Raw genomic sequence first — 16,327 nt, forward strand, 5'->3', positions numbered from 1 at the left:
CGGGAGCGACGCGCCCCGAGGCATGATGGTGCCGCGGTTCGACGACGATCCCTCACCCTTGGAGCCACCCGTGACCTCGGCCCCCGCCTCCCCCACCCCGACGGCGCTCGACGGCGACACGTCTCCCCTGCGGAGCCTCGAGCGCCGCGAGCTGCACACGGGCTGGACCGTGCGGGCCGTGGCCGGCCCTGTCCCGGCCCACCTCGCCGCACGCCTCGACGCCCCGGTCCCCGCGACCGTCCCCGGCACGGTGCACACCGACCTCGTCACGGCCGGGATCGTCCCCGACCCCTACCTCGACGACAACGAGCACGTGCTCGCCTGGATCGGTCGCTGCGACTGGGAGTACCGCACGACCTTCGAGTGGTCCCCGGACGGCCACGAGCGCCACGACCTGGTCGCCGACGGGCTCGACACCGTCGCCGCCGTGAGCCTCAACGGATACCTGCTCGCCGAGACCGCGAACCAGCACCGCACCTACCGCCTGCCGGTCGACGAGCACCTGCGACCGGGCACCAACGAGCTCGTCGTCCGGTTCGCCTCGCCGCTCGCGTACGCCGCGGCGCAGAGCGTGGCCATGAGCTACCGCCCGCACACCAATCCCCACCCGTTCAACGCGATCCGCAAGATGGCGTGCAGCTTCGGGTGGGACTGGGGCCTGGAGACCGCGACGTCAGGCATCTGGCGTCCCCTCGCGCTCGAGGCGTGGTCGGGCGCCCGGCTCGCGGCCGTGCGGCCCGTGGCGACGGTCGAGGGCTCGGCGCACACACCGCCCGCTGCCGACGCCCCGGTCGCGGCACGCCTCGCCGTCCACGTCGACCTCGAGCACGCGGTGCGCGCCGAGGGGAGCGGCGGCGCGGCCGTCGAGATGCCTGCTGCCGTCGACGTCCGGGTCGCGGTCCACGTCGCGGGTCTCGTGACGACCGCCCTGGTCCCGGCGGGTGCCACGTCCGCGGTCGTCGACGTCGACCTCCCGGCCGTGCGGCGCTGGTGGCCGCGCGGGTTCGGCGAGCAGCCCCTGTACGAGGTCACGGTCGAGCTCCTGGCCGACGCCGGCGGCTCCGTCGTCGTCGCCCCCTTCCCGACGACCGAGCCGACCACCTCCCCGGCTGCCGCCGCACCGCGCGAACCGCGCGCCGTCGTCGGGCCCCTCGACGTGCGACGCCACCGCGTGGGCTTCCGCACCGTCCGCCTCGAGATGGAGCCCGACGAGCACGACGGAGAGCCCGGCACGTCCTTCCGGTTCGTCGTCAACGACCAGCCCGTGTTCGTGCGCGGCGCCAACTGGATCCCTGACGACGCGTTCCCGCACCGCGTCACGCGCGAGCGGTACGCCGCGCGGATCGCCCAGGCCGAGCAGGCGAACATCAACCTGTTGCGGGTCTGGGGCGGCGGGATCTACGAGGCCGACGACTTCTACGACCTGTGCGACGAGCGCGGCATCCTCACGTGGCAGGACTTCCTGTTCGCGTGCGCGGCCTACGCCGAGGAGGACGAGGCCGAGGTCCGTGACAACGTGGTCCGCCTGGCCCCGCACCCGAGCCTCGTGCTGTGGAACGGCAACAACGAGAACCTGTGGGGCTTCCACGACTGGGACTGGCAGCCGCGCCTCCAGGGCCGCACGTGGGGCCTGGGCTACTACACCGGGCTGCTGCCCGCGCTGCTCGCGGAGCTCGACCCGGGCCGCCCCTACACGCCGGGCAGCCCGTGGTCGGGGACGCTCGAGCTGCACCCCAACCTCGACGCGCACGGCTCGGTGCACCTGTGGGACGCGTGGAACCGCCAGGGCTACGAGGTGTACCGCGACCACGTCGCGCGCTTCGTCGCCGAGTTCGGCTGGCAGGGCCCGCCCACCTGGTCGACGCTGCGCGACGCCCTGTCGGACGACCCGCTCACGCCCGAGTCGCCCGGGATGCTCGTGCACCAGAAGGCCGCGCAGGGCAACGACAAGCTGACCGACGGCCTGCTCCCCCACTTCGCGCTGCCCGACGACATGGACGACTGGCACTGGGCCATGTCCCTCAACCAGGCGAACGCCCTGACGGTCGGGATCGAGCACCTTCGCTCGTGGAGCCCGGTCTGCATGGGCTCTGTCGTCTGGCAGCTCAACGACTGCTGGCCCGTCACGTCGTGGGCCGCGGTCGACGGCGCGGGTCGCGCCAAGCCGTTGCTGTCCGCGCTCCGGCACGCGTACCGGGACCGCCTGGTCACGCTCCAGCCCCGCAGGCCCGACGGCGGCGCACCCGTCCCCGGTGGCCCCTCGGTCCTCGCGGTGGTCGTCGTCAACGACTCGCCCGACGCCTGGGGCGGGACGCTCGTCCAGCGCCGCGTGCGCTACGACGGGACGGTCCTCGCGGAGACGAGCGCCGTCGTCGGGCTGGCGCCGCGCGAGACGCGCACGCTCCTGCTGCCCGACGACGTCGCGACGGCCGCGAGCGCGCGCGACGAGCTGGTCGTCGCGACCCTGGGCGACGAGCTCGGGCTGTGGTTCTTCGCCGAGCCGCGCGACAGCGCGCTCACCGGCTCCGGCCCGGACGCCTCGGTGCGGGTGCTGGAGCGGGCGGGCGACCCGCCGCTCCCCGTGCCCGGGTCCCTGCGGACCGCCGCCCGCTCGACCGGACCCGCGCACCGCTACGAGGTCGCCGTCACGGCCCGCGAGCTCACGCGCGACGTCGCGCTGCTGGCCGACAAGGTGCACCCCGACGCGACCGTGGACGACCAGCTCGTGACGCTCCTGCCCGGCGAGAGCGTCACGTTCACCGTGACCTCCCCCGCGGCCCTCGACACCGACGCACTGGTCGCCCGCAGCGTGCTGCGCTCGGCCAACCAGCTCGTCCCGGGCACCGGCACCCCGCGCGGTGACGCGTGACTCCACCCGCCGACCGCGACCCTGACCGCAGCCTCTCGACCCCCGCGCCGCCCCTCGGCCCGGGTGAACCCGGGCCGCCGCGACGGCGGCGCGGCGCGGGGAGTGCACAAGCAGCCCGGCGACGTGGAAAGGTTGGGCCATGACCGGGTCATCGACACCTCCGAGCTCCCTCCCACCGCTCCCCGTCGTCCCTGCCGATCCCGCGGCGCTCGCGGCCGTCGCGCAGGGACGGTCCTTCGACCCGCACGGGGTCCTCGGCCCGCACCTGACGGCCGTCCCGCTCCCCGGCGGCCGCACCGGCGGCGCGGCCACGGTGCGCGTCCTGCGCCCGCTCGCCGACGAGGTCACGATCGTGACCCTTGACGGCGAGTTCGCCGCGACGCACGAGCAGGACGGGATCTGGGTCGCGGTCGTGCCCGCCGCGGTCGACGAGCCGCTCGGCGCCGACGCCCAGGCGGCGCCCGTGCTGCACGCCCCGGACTACCGGGTCCGCGCGCGCTACGGCGAGACCACGACCCTCCAGGACGACCCCTACCGGTTCCTCCCGACCCTCGGCGAGGTCGACCAGCACCTGCTGCGCGAAGGCCGCCACGAGGAGCTGTGGACGGTCCTGGGTGCCAACCCCACGACCTACCCGAGCGTCCTGGGCGAGCCCGGCTCCCCCGGCACCACGAGCGGCACCGCGTTCGCGGTCTGGGCCCCCAACGCGCGCGCCGTGCGCGTCATCGGCGACTTCAACCACTGGCAGGGCACGACGCACGCCCTGCGCGCTCTGGGCGACACCGGGGTCTGGGAGCTGTTCGTGCCCGGGATCGGCCCCGGCACGCTCTACAAGTACGAGATCCTCACCCCTGGCGGGACGTGGCTCCAGAAGGCCGACCCCCTGGCCAAGGGCACGCAGGTCCCGCCCGCGAACGCGAGCGTCGTGGTCGAGTCCCGGCACGAGTGGACCGACGCCGAGTGGATCGCCGAGCGCACGGCCCGCGACCCGCACACCGGTCCCGTGAGCATCTACGAGGTGCACCTGGGCTCCTGGCGGCAGGGGCTGAGCTACCGCGAGCTCGCGGAGCAGCTCACCGCGTACGTCCTCGAGACGGGGTTCACGCACGTCGAGCTCATGCCCGTGGCCGAGCACCCCTACGGCGGCTCGTGGGGCTACCAGGTCACGAGCTACTACGCCCCGACCTCGCGGTTCGGGCACCCCGACGACTTCCGCCACCTCGTCGACACGCTGCACCGCGCCGGGATCGGCGTGATCCTCGACTGGGTCCCCGCCCACTTCCCCAAGGACGAGTGGGCGCTCGCGCGGTTCGACGGCACCCCGCTCTACGAGCACCCCGACCCGCTGCGCGGTGAGCAGCCCGACTGGGGCACGTACGTGTTCGACTTCGGGCGCAACGAGGTGCGCAACTTCCTCGTCGCCAACGCGACCTACTGGTTCGAGGAGTTCCACGTCGACGCGCTGCGCGTCGACGCCGTCGCCTCGATGCTCTACCTCGACTACTCGCGCAACCCCGGCCAGTGGCACCCCAACGTGCACGGCGGGCGCGAGAACCTCGAGGCCATCGCGTTCCTGCAGGAGACCAACGCGACGGCCTACCGCCGCACGCCCGGCGTCATGATGATCGCCGAGGAGTCCACGGCCTGGCCGGGCGTGACGCGCCCCACCGACGCGGGCGGCCTCGGGTTCGGGCTCAAGTGGAACATGGGCTGGATGAACGACTCCCTGCGCTACGTCGCCGAGGAGCCCATCAACCGGCGCTACCACCACCACGAGATCACGTTCTCGATGGTCTACGCCTACTCCGAGCAGTTCGTCCTGCCCATCAGCCACGACGAGGTCGTGCACGGCAAGGGCTCGCTCTACGGCAAGATGCCCGGCGACGACTGGCAGAAGCGGGCGGGCGTCCGCTCGTTCCTCGCCTACCAGTGGTCCCACCCCGGCAAGCAGCTGCTCTTCATGGGCTGCGAGATCGCGCAGCACGCCGAGTGGAACGAGGCCGCGAGCCTCGACTGGGCGGGGCTCGGCGACCCCGGCAAGGCCGGGGTGCAGCGCCTCGTGCGCGACCTCAACGACCTCTACCGGCGCACGCCCGCCCTCTGGGCGCTCGACCACGACCCGGCGGGCTTCGAGTGGCTCGACGCCGAGGACGCCGACCACAACGTCCTGGCGTTCCTGCGTCGCGACGGGGCCGGGAACCAGGTCGCCGTCGTCGTGAACTTCGCGGGGACCCCCCACGAGGGCTACCGCCTCGCCCTGCCGCACGGCGGGCGCTGGCGAGAGGTCCTCAACACGGATGCCGAGGTCTACGGCGGCTCGGGGGTCGGCAACCTCGGCGAGGTCGAGTCCGAGCCGCGGCCCTGGAAGGGACGCGCGTCCTCGGTCGTCCTGCGCGTGCCACCGCTCGGGGCGCTCTACCTCGAGCCCGTCCCGACCGACTGAGCCCAACCCGCTCGCGGGGCCGCGTCGGCGCTCCGGCGAGCTCCGGTCGGGTGGCTCCCTGAACGACGAAGGGCCTCGGCACGCGACGCGTGCCGAGGCCCTTCGAGGTCGTCAGTACAGGTTGATCGCCAGGAGCTGGCGTGCCTTGCCGACGCGTGGGTCGGTGGGGCCGAGGATCTCGAAGTAGTCGACGAGGCGCAGGCGCAGCGTCTCCTTGTCCTCGGCGCTCGCGCCGGGCAGGAGGTCGAGCAGACGACCGAACGCGTCCTCGACCTTGCCGCCCAGCATGTCCATGTCCGCGACGTCGAGCTGCGCGGCGAGGTCGCTGGGCCTCGCGGCGGCCGCCTCGCGCGTCGCCTGGAGGTCGAGGTCGCGCGTGCGGCGCAGCAGGCCCACCTGTGCCAGGCCGGCGGCCGCGAGGTGGTCCCGCGGGTCTTGCTTGATGGCCTTCTGGTACGCCGCGACGGCGGCCTCGAGGTCGTCGCGCTCGATCGCGTCGAACGCCTCCTGGTGCAGCGGCGGGAGCTCGGGCTCGGGCTCCGCAGCCACCTCTGCGTCGGGGTTCGGTGCCCCCTGCGCGGGAGCACGGCCCGTGACGCCGTTGCCCTCGGCGATCTGCAGCACCTGCTGCAGGACCGCGCGGACCTGGTCGCCTGCGGCGGCACCCTGGAAGAGCGGGACCGGCTGGCCCCCGACGATCGCCACGACCGTCGGGACGCTCTCGACCTGGAAGGCCGCGGCGATCTGCGGGTAGGTCTGGGCGTCGACGCGGCCCAGGAGGAAGCGGCCCGCGAACTCCTCCGCGATCGCCCCCAGCTCGGTGCCGAGCTGCGCGTTCGCCTGGTCGGTCGGGATCCACAGCAGGACCACGACCGGGTACTGCGTGGAGTCCTGGACGAGCTGCGGGAACGTCTCCTCGGTCACGTCGACGACGTAGCCGCCGGCCTCGGGCGCACCGCCGGGCGTCCCGGGCGGGGGCGCCGACGGACGGTTCAGGGACGACAGGTCGACGGCGCCGCGCACGTCGAAGTTCGGCTGCTGGCTCGGTTGGCTCATGCGCTCATCCTAAGGAAGATCGGGCTGCCGCGACGCGGCGGCTCGGCGAGGGGGTCCGACGACGACCGGCGGTCGCCGAGGTCCGACGGCGACAGGGCTGCATGCCCCGACCTGCCGGACCTCGGCACCGACCTACGAGGTCGCGACAGACGTGACGATGTTCTCCATGCCGAGCACCTGGACGCCCGTGGTGGCGTCGGCCGGCGGGATGTACATCGCGACCATGGTCGTGTAACCCACGTTGAGGACGTTGGTCGGAGGAGTCGCCCCGAAGAGGGCCTTCTCCGTCTCGGTGCCGGGCGTGATCTTCGCGCCCTCCTCCGCGGTGCGGGTCTCGAGTGCCGTCATCGCGGCCATGACCATCGCTCCGCCGTCGGCCGTGCGCACCGCGCGCGCCTCGTCCGGCGTGGGCGTGAACGTCATGGTCTGCGTGCCCGCCGCCGTGGCGAGCGGTGCCGCCTGCGTCTCCGCGTTGGTCGCGACCCAGGCACGCAGCGGGTCGTCGGCGAACGAGGCTGCGAAGCCCGAGCCCGCCCCCAGGTTGAGGACGTCGGCGTACTGCGCGACGGCGTCCGTGGGCGTCATGAGGAGCGACGGGTCGTCGAGCGGGACGGACTCGCTGCCCACCGCGGAACCCGCGAAGCTCGGCAGCTTGACGCTCGGGAACAGGCGCACCCAGGCCCACAGCTTGTACGGGTCGCGCGCCGTTGACTGCTCGTACCCGAGGAGCCGCGGGGACTGGAGGTCCTCGGGCTGCTCGGTCACGGCGTAGGCCTGCCGGGGCCAGGAGTCGGTCGTCGTGATGATGTCCTGCTGGACGGCCGTGGGCAGGACCGTCACCAGGTCGCCGTTGCCGCGGGCCGCGGCCACGCCGAGCTGGCTGGTGCGCAGCGACAGCGCGGGCCCCGTGAGCCGGGTGGCGAGCTGGGAGGGGTCGCTGTTCGCGTTGGCCGCCTCGAGGGTCGCGCCGACGGCCTCACGGACCTCGGCCATCTGCTCGACGGTCAGCGCGGGCTCTGCGCTCGCCGAGCTGTCGTCGACGGTGGGGGTGGGAACGGGCGACGTGCAGCCTGCGAGCAGGATCGCGCCGAGGACGGCGCCGGCCACCGCGGCCGTGCGGGCCGTGGAGCGGCGGGAGTTGCGCTGGCTCATCGGTCTCCTCCGGTCGAGTCGGGGTTCTGGGTCTGGTCGTTCTCGTCGGACGCGGCGGGCTGGGCGGCCTGCGTCTGGCCGAAGCCCCACGCCTGGCGCCACGCGTCGGCTCGGGCGGTGGCCGAGCTGCCACCGGCGGATCCGGCGTCCTTCTCGGCCGAGGGGCCGGGGACGACCGGCTGTGCGGCCGTGGCGTTCTTCTCGCGTCGCACGACCGGGATCTGACCTGTCATCCATCGATTCCGCGGACGCTGTGCCCGCGCGTCCTCCTGGGCGCGGCGCTCGGCCTCGAGACGATCCCTCTCGGCCTTCTCGCGTAGCTCACGGCGAGTGAGGGTCCCGGTCGCGCCGGTCTGGGCGGGCGGTTCCGGCGCGATCGTCTGTGGCTGCCCGTCGGACTCGGTCGACGTCGCCACGCGGCCGGGCCATCCGGCGTCGGCGCGACGCTCGGTCGGTGCGGCTGGGCTGGTGTCCCCGGTGCCGCTCGTGCTCTCCGGCGCCCCGGAGCCGGTACCGGTGCGAGCCGTCCGACTCTTGCCCTTCGTGCGGCTCTTCTTCTTGCTGCCGCCGCCGTTCGTGTCCTTGTCCTTCTTACCACCCATGAACGAGAGGACACCGATGGCCAGCCCGGCGACCAGGAGCAGCGAGCCACCCGCGATCCCCGGCCACTGCCATGGGGTCGAGACCTCACGGGCCCAGGTCAGGGTCACCACGGGGCTCGCCGGGTCCTCGCCGGTGCCGGCCGCGAGCAGGCTCCAACGGCCCGGACGGTCGGACCAGCGCAGGCTGACCTCTCCCGCACCGGCAGCCTCGGCGAACCACATGTCGGAGCCGGCGGGGTCCACGCCCACGGCGGGCGCCTCGGCCGTGGCATCCGCAGCGGCGTCGCCCTCCGCGGGTGCCTCACCCTCTGCGGGGGCTTCCCCCTCGGCAGGCGCCTCACCCTCTGTGGGGGCTTCCCCCTCGGCAGGCGCCTCACCCTCTGCGGGGGCTTCCCCCTCAGCAGGAGCCTCACCCTCTGCGGGGGCTTCCTCCTCGGCGGGCGTCGTCGTGGCGACCGACTTCGTCGCGAGCGTGTCCCAGTCGGTGAGGCCCGTGATGACGGAGTGCGCGTCCGTGCCGACCCACCCGGTGACATCGACGTCGCGCCCGATCACGAGCGTGACGGGCTTCCCGTCCGCTGTCTTCGCCGTGACGGTCACGTCACCGTCGACCAGGTCGAGGACCCCGGGCTCCGAGACGACCAGCGGCGACGAGCCGTCGGCAGCGGCCGTCGCGACGACCGTCTCGCTCTCGCGCCAGAGGGTCGCAGAGGCGACTCCTGTGCCGATCCCTACCAGGCCGAGCACGATCAGGCCGGCGGCCAGGATTCGTTGAAGCACCGAGTTTCCCTTCGTCATGGACATTCCACAATAGAGGCGAACGCCTGCTGGATTCGAAAGTTCGCCGGATGGCGACGATCGCCGCAGACCCTTCACGAAGTCCCCGCGACACCGTGACGCTACCCATTCCGGGTATTCAGGACACAGTTGGGCCACGTATCCTGGGTGACGATCCACAGGTCGGGCGACCCGGTACCCCCACCGAACGATACGTCCCGACAACAGCGCTGGCGTGGACCAGCCCGAAGCGGAAGGTCGACCCGTGTCCGACGAACGCACACTGTTCCCCATCACCATGCGCGGCTACGACCGCATCATGGTGGAAGGCCAGCTGGCCAAGCTCGAGAAGGACCTCGAGGCGGCCCGTCACCGGGCCGAGTCCGCCGACGCCCGGGCTGTGCAGCTCACGTCGGACCTCCAGGACGCTCAGCGCCAGCTGCGCGAGTCCGACCGCCCCTCCTACTCGGGACTGGGGTCGCGCATCGAGCAGCTCCTGCGTTCCGCCGAGGAGCAGTCGGCCGACATCCTGGCCCAGGCCAACGCCCAGGCCGTCGACATCATGTCGCGCGCCAAGGTCGCGGGGGGCCAGATCCGCTCGCGCGCCGAGAACGAGGTCGCCGAGCTGCTCTCGGGCGCTCGTCGCGAGGCCGAGGAGATCCGGTCCACGGCCGCCTCGGAGACCGAGAGCACCCTGGTCGGCGCGCAGCGCCGTGCGGAGGAGTTCGTGGGTTCCGCCGAGCGCGAGGCCGCCCGCATCCAGAGCGCCCTGAACACCGAGGAGAGCGAGCGCCGGTCGAGCCTCGAGCGCGAGCTGGGCACCCTGCGCGCCCAGGTCGAGCGCGAGACCACCGAGCTGCGCGTCGCGACCGAGCGCGAGACGGCCGAGCTGCGCGCCCGCGTCGCCGCCGAGACGGCCGCGATGCGAGAGGCTGCCGAGCGCGAGACCACCGAGCTGCGCGAGACCACGCGTCGCGAGGCCGAGCGCCAGGTCGCCGAGGCCAAGCGTGCGGCGTCCGAGGCCGCGAACGCCGTGACCTCCGAGATGGAGGAGCTGCGCGAGAAGGCGCGGACCGCCCTGGCCGAGGCCGAGCTCGACATCGCCCGCCGCCGCGAGGAGGCCGAGCTGGAGAGCGCGCAGCGCCACCAGACGGCCAAGGAGGAGACCGAGAAGCTCGTCGCGACGGCCGAGGCGCACGCGTCCGACGCCGAGCACCGCGTGGTCACGGCTCTCGAGCAGGCCGAGAAGGTCCGCACCGAGTCCGACGACTACGTCAAGGAGGTCATCGCGACCGCGCGGCACAACGCGGACCGCGTGGTCGCCGAGGCGCGCGAGTTCGCCGAGCAGACCGTCGGGGACGCCAAGGCCGAGGCCGAGCAGCAGCGGGCGGCCGCACAGCGTCAGCTCGAGGACCTCACGCGTCAGCACGAGTCGATCAACACCTACCTCGACGAGCTGCGCGGGCTGCTCGGCGACGGCGAGGGCGGCGCGGCCAAGTCCAAGGCGGCTCCCGCCGTGGCCATCGCGGGCACCCCGGCGCAGCGCGCTCGCGCCGCGAACCTCATGACCGCGGAGTTCCCGCAGGTCGAGGTCGAGGGCGAGGAAGGTGGGGACACCTCGTCCTCGAAGTCCTCGGATTCCTCCGCCTCCGCGAAGGCCTGAGCACGGCCATGACGCACGACGGCGACGACACCGGGAGCCTGCCCGGGTCGTCGCCGTCGTCTGCTCCTGGCCCGCTCGGCTCCGCAGCCAGCACGCCCGGCACGGCTGCGACGAACGACGCCGGCGGCACCGCCGACGCGCTCGGCGGCACCACAGAGCGAGCCGCGAGCAGCACCACGCCCGACGACGTCGCGGCCTGGCGTGCTCAGCGCACCGAGGCGGCGGCTCACCAGGCGAACGAGCTCGAGCGTCGCCGCGCGCTGGAGGCTGCCGAGGCCGCCGAGCTGCTCCGCGAGTTCGTCGCCGAGGCCGAGCGTCGCGGCATCGCCCCGGTCCTGCTCCAGGCCCGCTCGTACGCGGGGGACGCGACGTACCGCACCAAGACGCTCGGCTGGTACCTGCGCAAGAACCGGACGCTCGCCGTCGGTACCGACGCGTCGTTCTACATCCTCAGCGTCCAGGGCGGGCTCTCGGCCCGGCTCCGCGGTGCGACCCTCGTCCCGTCGGACCCGCCGCTCGTGCTCGGCAAGGGCGGGCGCGACGGCGAGTCCATCTCGCTCGCGGACGCGATCGAGCTGGTGCTCGACCGCGGCTGACGGCCCGGCAACGATCGCCGGACCACGGCCAAGGACACGGCCGGACCACGGGACACCTCCCGCAGCCCGGCCTGCAGTGCCAGGTCCCGGACGTCAGTCCCGGGCGACGGCCCAGAGGTCACCGATCGCGTTGGCGACCGCCGGTGCGTCCTCGACCGCGCTCATGTGCCCCGCGGCGGGCACCACGACGAGCGTCGCCCCGGGGGCTGCGGCGACCAGGTGCTCGGCCGCCTCGATCGGGGTGAGCGTGTCCTCCTCGCCCACGACCACGGCCACCGGGCCCGCGAAGCGGGCCAGCACCTCGGTGCGGTCCGGGCGGGCGGCCATGGCACGCTGGGCCCACGCGACGCCGTCGGGCCGCTGGGAACGGATCCACTCCTCGAGGCGAGCCGTCAGACCACGGCGCGCGACCTTGCTCGTCGCGCCCAGCAGCGCTCCCGGCATCCCGAGGACCGCGTCGACCGTGCGGCTCTCGCTGACCGCGTCCGCGATGCGCAGGCGGTTCGCACGGGCCGCGTCGTCGTCGGCCGTCGACTTGGTGTCCACGAGGCCCAGTGCCACCACGAAGTCCGCATGGCGCTCGGCCGCGGCGAGCGCCACGTAGCCTCCCATCGACATGCCCACGACCACGGCGCGCTCGATCCCGGCGGCGCGGGCCGAGGCGACCACGGCGTCGGCTGCGGCCTCGATCGAGGGCGGCTCTCCACCGAGCGGGCTCTCGCCCAGGCCCGGGAGGTCGACCGCGAGGACCGTGATGCCGCTCGGCAGCGCCGCGGCGGCGTCCTCCCACATGCGGTGGTCGAGCGGGAAGCCGTGCACGAGCAGCACGGGAAGCCCGTGCCCCTCGCGCAGGGTGTGCAGGGCGAGGTGCGGGGTGGTGGTCATGGTGTCTGTCCTGTCGTCGTCGGCTGGACGTGCGTGCGGCTCGCGTCGTACGAGGCCTGGTCGGAGGCTTCGGTGTCGGTGCCCGTCTCGGTCTGCGCGTCCCACGTCGTGGGGAGCGGCACCGGGAATCCGGGGCGGACGTGGGAGACGATCTCGTCGAGGACCCGGCGCACCGACGGCTCCCCCACCCACAGGTGCTTGGCGCCCTCGACCGCGATGACCTCGGCCTGGGGCACGCGCGCGAACCGGCGGCGGGCCTCCTCGGGGCGCAGGTAGTCGTCGAGCTCGGGGACCAGCACCACGAGCGGCTTGCCGAACGCGGCCCACCGGTCCAGGTCCTCGTCGGTCGCGCGGTGCAGGGGCGGGGAGAGCAGGATCGCGCCCTCGATGCCGGGGTCCGTGCCGTGCTTGAGGACGAGCTCGGTCCCGAACGACCACCCCACGAGCCACCGGTGGGGCAGGTCGTGGAACTCGGCCAGCTCGATCGCCGCAGCGACGTCGAAGCGCTCGGCCTCGCCGCCGTCGAACGTGCCCTCGCTCGTGCCGCGCGGCGACGACGTGCCGCGCGTGTTGAAGCGCAGCACCGCGAGGTCCGCGAGCGCTGGCAGGCGCCACGCGGCCTTGCGGTAGACGTGGGAGTCCATGTAGCCGCCGTGCGTGGGCAGCGGGTGCAGGGTGATCAAGGTGCCCGACGGCGCAGCGTGCGCCGGGAGCGCGAGCTCGCCCACGAGCGTCAGGCCGTCGGCGGTGTGGAGCTCGACGTCCTCGCGGCGGGCCGGCAGGACCGTGAGCGAGCGGATCGGGGCGCCGTGCTCGGCGGGCTTGCCCTCGGGGGCCGTGGGCACCTCCGGGGACGGCGCTGCGGGCGCGGCTGGACGGTCGGTCGCGGGGTCAGGACTGTGCGCGTTCATCACGACCGAGCCTAGCCGGGGTCTCCCTCAGCGGCGCCGGGCGCGCGCCTCCCAGCACCCCGTGTGCCAGTGGCGGCGGTCCTCGAGCGCGGACTGCGCGCCGAACATCGAGTCCTTGGCCCACGCGACGACGTGGCTCGTCCCGGCGGGGACGTTCTGCCGGCATCCCGGGCACACGTACGACTTGTCGCTCTGCCGGACGGTGCGGACGGTCCACTCGCCGTCGGGCCCGGACTCGGACCGCATGCCGCCCAGGGCACGGTTGAGGTCGAGCGGAGGGGGTTCCGCTCCCCAGGGACGACGGCGTGAGGGACGTTTCGAGGGCACAGTTCCATTGTCCACGGTTGCGACAGCGACGAGTGCTCGCGGTCGCGACAGCGACGGGCGCGTACAGGTTGCGACAGCGACAAGCACCCGCGTCCGTTTTCAGCACACTCCCAGAGAGTGCGGCTAGAGTTGCGGGGCCCGCCACTCCCGTGCTCGTCGCCGTGTTCACTCCCGGTCGTGCGCGGACACCCCCGAACGAAGGATCCTTGTGAAGCTCCGTACCTCTCGCGGCCTCGTCGCGATCGCCCTGGGTACCGCCCTCGTCCTGTCCGGTTGTGCGTCCGGAGACGGCGGGAGCGCCAGCCCGTCCCCCAGCGAGTCGGCACCGGCAGACACCGGCGTGGCAGCCCCCACGGCGGAGGACATCGCCGCGGTCGAGTCCATCAAGGTCACCGGTGACATCGGCACCGAGCCCACCGCGACGTTCGAGAAGCCCTTCACCGTCTCCACGGCCACGGCCCGCGTCGACGTCGAGGGAACGGGCGAGGACCTCGAAGAGGGGCAGCAGCTCACCATGAAGTCGGTCGTCTACTCCGGCGAGACCGCCGAGGTCCTCGGCTCGATGTGGGGCGACGAGAGCCAGGTGGACACCATCACGCTGGGCGACCCGTCGCTGTACCCGGTGCTCAACGAGGTCCTCACGGGCCAGAAGGTCGGCACGCGGTTCATCTTCGCCGCGCCCGGCCAGGACGGCAAGACGAGCATCTCCATCGTCGAGGTGACCGGCGCCAAGAGCATCCCGGAGCGCGCCGAGGGCGAGGCCGTGACGCCGGCTGACGGCCTGCCGGTCGTCACCCTGGACGACACCGGCAAGCCCAGCATCGACATCCCCGAGGGCTACGCCGACCCGACCGAGCTCGTCGTGCAGACGCTCATCAAGGGCACCGGCCCCGAGGTCACGGCTGACCAGACGATCACGGCGCACTACACGGGTTGGACCCTCGACGGCGAGCCCTTCGACTCGTCGTGGGAGAAGGGCGCTCCCGCGAGCTTCCCGCTGACGGGCGTCATCCAGGGCTGGACCGAAGGCCTTGCTGGACAGACCGTCGGCAGCCAGGTGCTGCTCGTCATCCCCGCCGCCATGGGCTACGGCGCCGAGGCCAGCGAGTCGAACCCGCTCGCGGGCAAGACCCTCGTGTTCGTCGTGGACATCCTGGACGCTTCCTGATCCACCTGCCTTCCTGACGGCTGAGCCGTCGGGGGGCCGTCGGATCGTCGAAGGGCCACCTCCCGCTCGCGGGAGGTGGCCCTTCTCGCGTGCTGGACGGTGACGTCCGGTACGAGCCGTTGGGCAGGCCACCTCACAGGGGCTGCCCCTAGGCTCTGTCCATGAGCACAGAGCGCGAAGTCATGACGTGGGAGCTGTTCGGCACCGCGTCCAGGCAGCTGGCCGAGCAGGTGGTCGCGGGCGGCTTCCAGCCCGACGTCGTGGTCGCGATCGCCCGCGGCGGGCTGCTGCCCGGCGGGGCCGTGGCCTACGCGCTGGGCACCAAGGGCGTAGGAACGCTCAACGTGGAGTTCTACACGGACATCGGTCAGACGCTCGCGGACCCCCGCGTCCTTCCCCCGCTCATGGACACGTCGGAGCTCCCGGGGTCCAAGGTCCTCGTGGTCGACGACGTCGCGGACTCGGGCCGGACGCTCGCCCTGGTCATGGACCTGCTCGCCGAGCACGGCACCGAGGCGCGCTCGGCCGTGCTGTACACCAAGCCGCGCACGATCCTCCAGCCGGACTTCTCCTGGAAGGAGACCGACCGGTGGATCACGTTCCCGTGGTCGGCCGAGCCTCCGGTCGAGGGCGCGCTGGCGCGGCCGAACGACTGAGCCCCTGACCTTTCGGCAGCACGGATCACCGCCGCCGGTTCGCCGGCCGCGCTGGTCGGGCCCTGCCGACGCCACCGATCCTGGGTATGACGGACGCCCCGCCGCTCCTTCCGGAGTTGCGGGGCGTCCGTCGTTCGATCGTCGTCAGCCCATGAGTGCGGTGCTGACGGGCGGGATCAGAAGTCCCAGTCGTCGTCCTCGGTGTTCACGGCCTTGCCGATCACGTAGGACGAGCCCGAGCCGGAGAAGAAGTCGTGGTTCTCGTCGGCGTTCGGGGACAGTGCGGACAGGATCGCCGGGTTGACGTCGGTCTCGTCCTTGGGGAACAGCGCCTCGTAGCCCAGGTTCATGAGGGCCTTGTTGGCGTTGTAGCGCAGGAACTTCTTGACGTCCTCGGTGAGGCCCACGCCGTCGTAGAGGTCAGCGGTGTACTGGACCTCGTTCTCGTAGAGCTCGAACAGGAGCTCGTACGTGTAGGCCTTCATCTCGTCACGCTCCTCGGGGCTGAGCTTCTCGAGCCCCTTCTGGAACTTGTAGCCGATGTAGTACCCGTGCACGGCCTCGTCGCGGATGATCAGGCGGATCAGGTCGGCCGTGTTGGTGAGCTTGGCGCGGCTCGACCAGTACATGGGCAGGTAGAAGCCCGAGTAGAACAGGAAGGACTCGAGCAGCGTGCTCGCGACCTTGCGCTTGAGCGGCGAGTCGCCCTTGTAGTACTCCATGACGATCTCGGCCTTGCGCTGGAGGTTGGGGTTCTCCTCCGACCAGCGGAACGCCTCGTCGATCTCGCGCGTCGAGCACAGCGTCGAGAAGATCGACGAGTAGCTCTTGGCGTGCACGGACTCCATGAAGGCGATGTTCGTGTACACGGCCTCCTCGTGCGGGGTGATCGCGTCAGGGATGAGCGACACGGCGCCCACGGTGCCCTGGATGGTGTCCAGGAGCGTGAGGCCGGTGAAGACGCGCATGGTGAGCGTCTTCTCCTCCTCGGTGAGCGTGGCCCAGCTCTGGATGTCGTTCGAGACCGGCACCTTCTCGGGGAGCCAGAAGTTCCCGACGAGACGGTCCCAGACCTCGGCGTCCTTGTCGTCGTCGAGACGGTTCCAGTTGATCGCGGACACGCGATCGATGAGCTTGAGCTTTCCAGTGGGTGACATGTCGTTCTTCTTCTTTCTCAGCACGGTGCCTGCGACGAGACGAAAGGTCCTGCGGGCGGCGGGAA

Annotated in this window: 13 protein-coding genes; 6 read left to right on the plus strand and 7 right to left on the minus strand. The window is 72.6% G+C overall.

Annotation, left to right across the window (positions count from 1 at the left end; all coding sequences use genetic code 11):
* Positions 1-70 precede the first annotated feature (70 nt).
* A complete protein-coding gene (locus tag ASE15_RS14090; protein WP_235534431.1) occupies positions 71-2,869 on the plus strand; it encodes a glycoside hydrolase family 2 protein in 2,799 nt (932 codons plus the stop codon).
* 139 nt (positions 2,870-3,008) lie between these two features.
* On the plus strand, positions 3,009-5,312 hold the full coding sequence (glgB, locus tag ASE15_RS14095) for a 1,4-alpha-glucan branching protein GlgB (RefSeq protein ID WP_056763943.1): 2,304 nt from the start codon (positions 3,009-3,011) through the stop codon (positions 5,310-5,312).
* Between the two features lie 111 nt (positions 5,313-5,423).
* Here glgB and ASE15_RS14100 read toward each other — a convergent pair whose 3' ends face one another.
* The 3 genes from ASE15_RS14100 to ASE15_RS14110 all read right to left on the minus strand — a co-directional run bounded on the left by ASE15_RS14100 (position 5,424) and on the right by ASE15_RS14110 (position 8,920).
* Positions 5,424-6,368 carry a tetratricopeptide repeat protein gene (locus tag ASE15_RS14100; RefSeq protein WP_056763945.1) on the minus strand — a complete coding sequence of 315 codons (945 nt, stop codon included), beginning with the start codon at positions 6,366-6,368 and terminating at the stop codon, positions 5,424-5,426.
* A gap of 132 nt (positions 6,369-6,500) precedes the next feature.
* Positions 6,501-7,520, minus strand: a complete 1,020-nt coding sequence (locus ASE15_RS14105; protein ID WP_056646261.1) for a hypothetical protein — start codon at positions 7,518-7,520, stop codon at positions 6,501-6,503.
* A complete protein-coding gene (locus ASE15_RS14110) occupies positions 7,517-8,920 on the minus strand; it encodes a hypothetical protein (RefSeq protein WP_056763948.1) in 1,404 nt (467 codons plus the stop codon). The genes ASE15_RS14105 and ASE15_RS14110 overlap by 4 nt, the downstream gene beginning before the upstream one ends.
* 244 nt (positions 8,921-9,164) lie before the next feature.
* Between ASE15_RS14110 and ASE15_RS14115 the strand changes: the two genes are divergently transcribed.
* Together ASE15_RS14115 and ASE15_RS14120 are read left to right on the plus strand one after the other, a co-directional pair.
* Entirely contained in the window at positions 9,165-10,562 is a 1,398-nt protein-coding gene (locus tag ASE15_RS14115; RefSeq protein ID WP_056763951.1) for a hypothetical protein, read from the plus strand.
* Positions 10,563-10,570: 8 nt separating this feature from the next.
* A complete protein-coding gene (locus tag ASE15_RS14120; RefSeq protein ID WP_200960554.1) occupies positions 10,571-11,158 on the plus strand; it encodes a hypothetical protein in 588 nt (195 codons plus the stop codon).
* 93 nt (positions 11,159-11,251) lie between these two features.
* Here the strand turns inward: ASE15_RS14120 and ASE15_RS14125 are convergent, their stop codons facing one another.
* Genes ASE15_RS14125 through ASE15_RS14135 form a run of 3 tightly spaced genes read right to left on the minus strand, consistent with a single transcriptional unit; the run spans position 11,252 to position 13,281 of the window.
* The gene (locus ASE15_RS14125) at positions 11,252-12,043 is read right to left on the minus strand and encodes an alpha/beta fold hydrolase (RefSeq protein WP_056646251.1); all 792 of its coding nucleotides are present in this window, start codon (positions 12,041-12,043) and stop codon (positions 11,252-11,254) included.
* Positions 12,040-12,954 (minus strand): alpha/beta hydrolase, encoded by a 915-nt coding sequence (locus ASE15_RS14130; protein ID WP_235534433.1) that lies wholly within the window; start codon positions 12,952-12,954, stop codon positions 12,040-12,042. The genes ASE15_RS14125 and ASE15_RS14130 overlap by 4 nt, the downstream gene beginning before the upstream one ends.
* 27 nt (positions 12,955-12,981) lie before the next feature.
* The gene (locus tag ASE15_RS14135) at positions 12,982-13,281 is read right to left on the minus strand and encodes a hypothetical protein (protein WP_056646246.1); all 300 of its coding nucleotides are present in this window, start codon (positions 13,279-13,281) and stop codon (positions 12,982-12,984) included.
* A 340-nt stretch (positions 13,282-13,621) separates the two neighbouring features.
* Here ASE15_RS14135 and ASE15_RS14140 point away from each other — a divergent pair, with 340 nt between their 5' ends.
* Entirely contained in the window at positions 13,622-14,449 is an 828-nt protein-coding gene (locus ASE15_RS14140) for an FKBP-type peptidyl-prolyl cis-trans isomerase (RefSeq protein ID WP_235534434.1), read from the plus strand.
* 161 nt (positions 14,450-14,610) lie between these two features.
* Positions 14,611-15,105: a phosphoribosyltransferase gene (locus ASE15_RS14145; RefSeq protein WP_056646240.1), complete on the plus strand. Its 495-nt coding sequence runs from the start codon at positions 14,611-14,613 to the stop codon at positions 15,103-15,105.
* Between the two features lie 176 nt (positions 15,106-15,281).
* Here the strand turns inward: ASE15_RS14145 and nrdF are convergent, their stop codons facing one another.
* The gene (gene nrdF / locus ASE15_RS14150) at positions 15,282-16,262 is read right to left on the minus strand and encodes a class 1b ribonucleoside-diphosphate reductase subunit beta (RefSeq protein ID WP_056763957.1); all 981 of its coding nucleotides are present in this window, start codon (positions 16,260-16,262) and stop codon (positions 15,282-15,284) included.
* Between the last annotated feature and the right edge of the window lie 65 nt (positions 16,263-16,327).

This window comes from Oerskovia sp. Root22, from assembly GCF_001429135.1.
In the GTDB taxonomy this organism is placed as follows: domain Bacteria; phylum Actinomycetota; class Actinomycetes; order Actinomycetales; family Cellulomonadaceae; genus Oerskovia; species Oerskovia enterophila.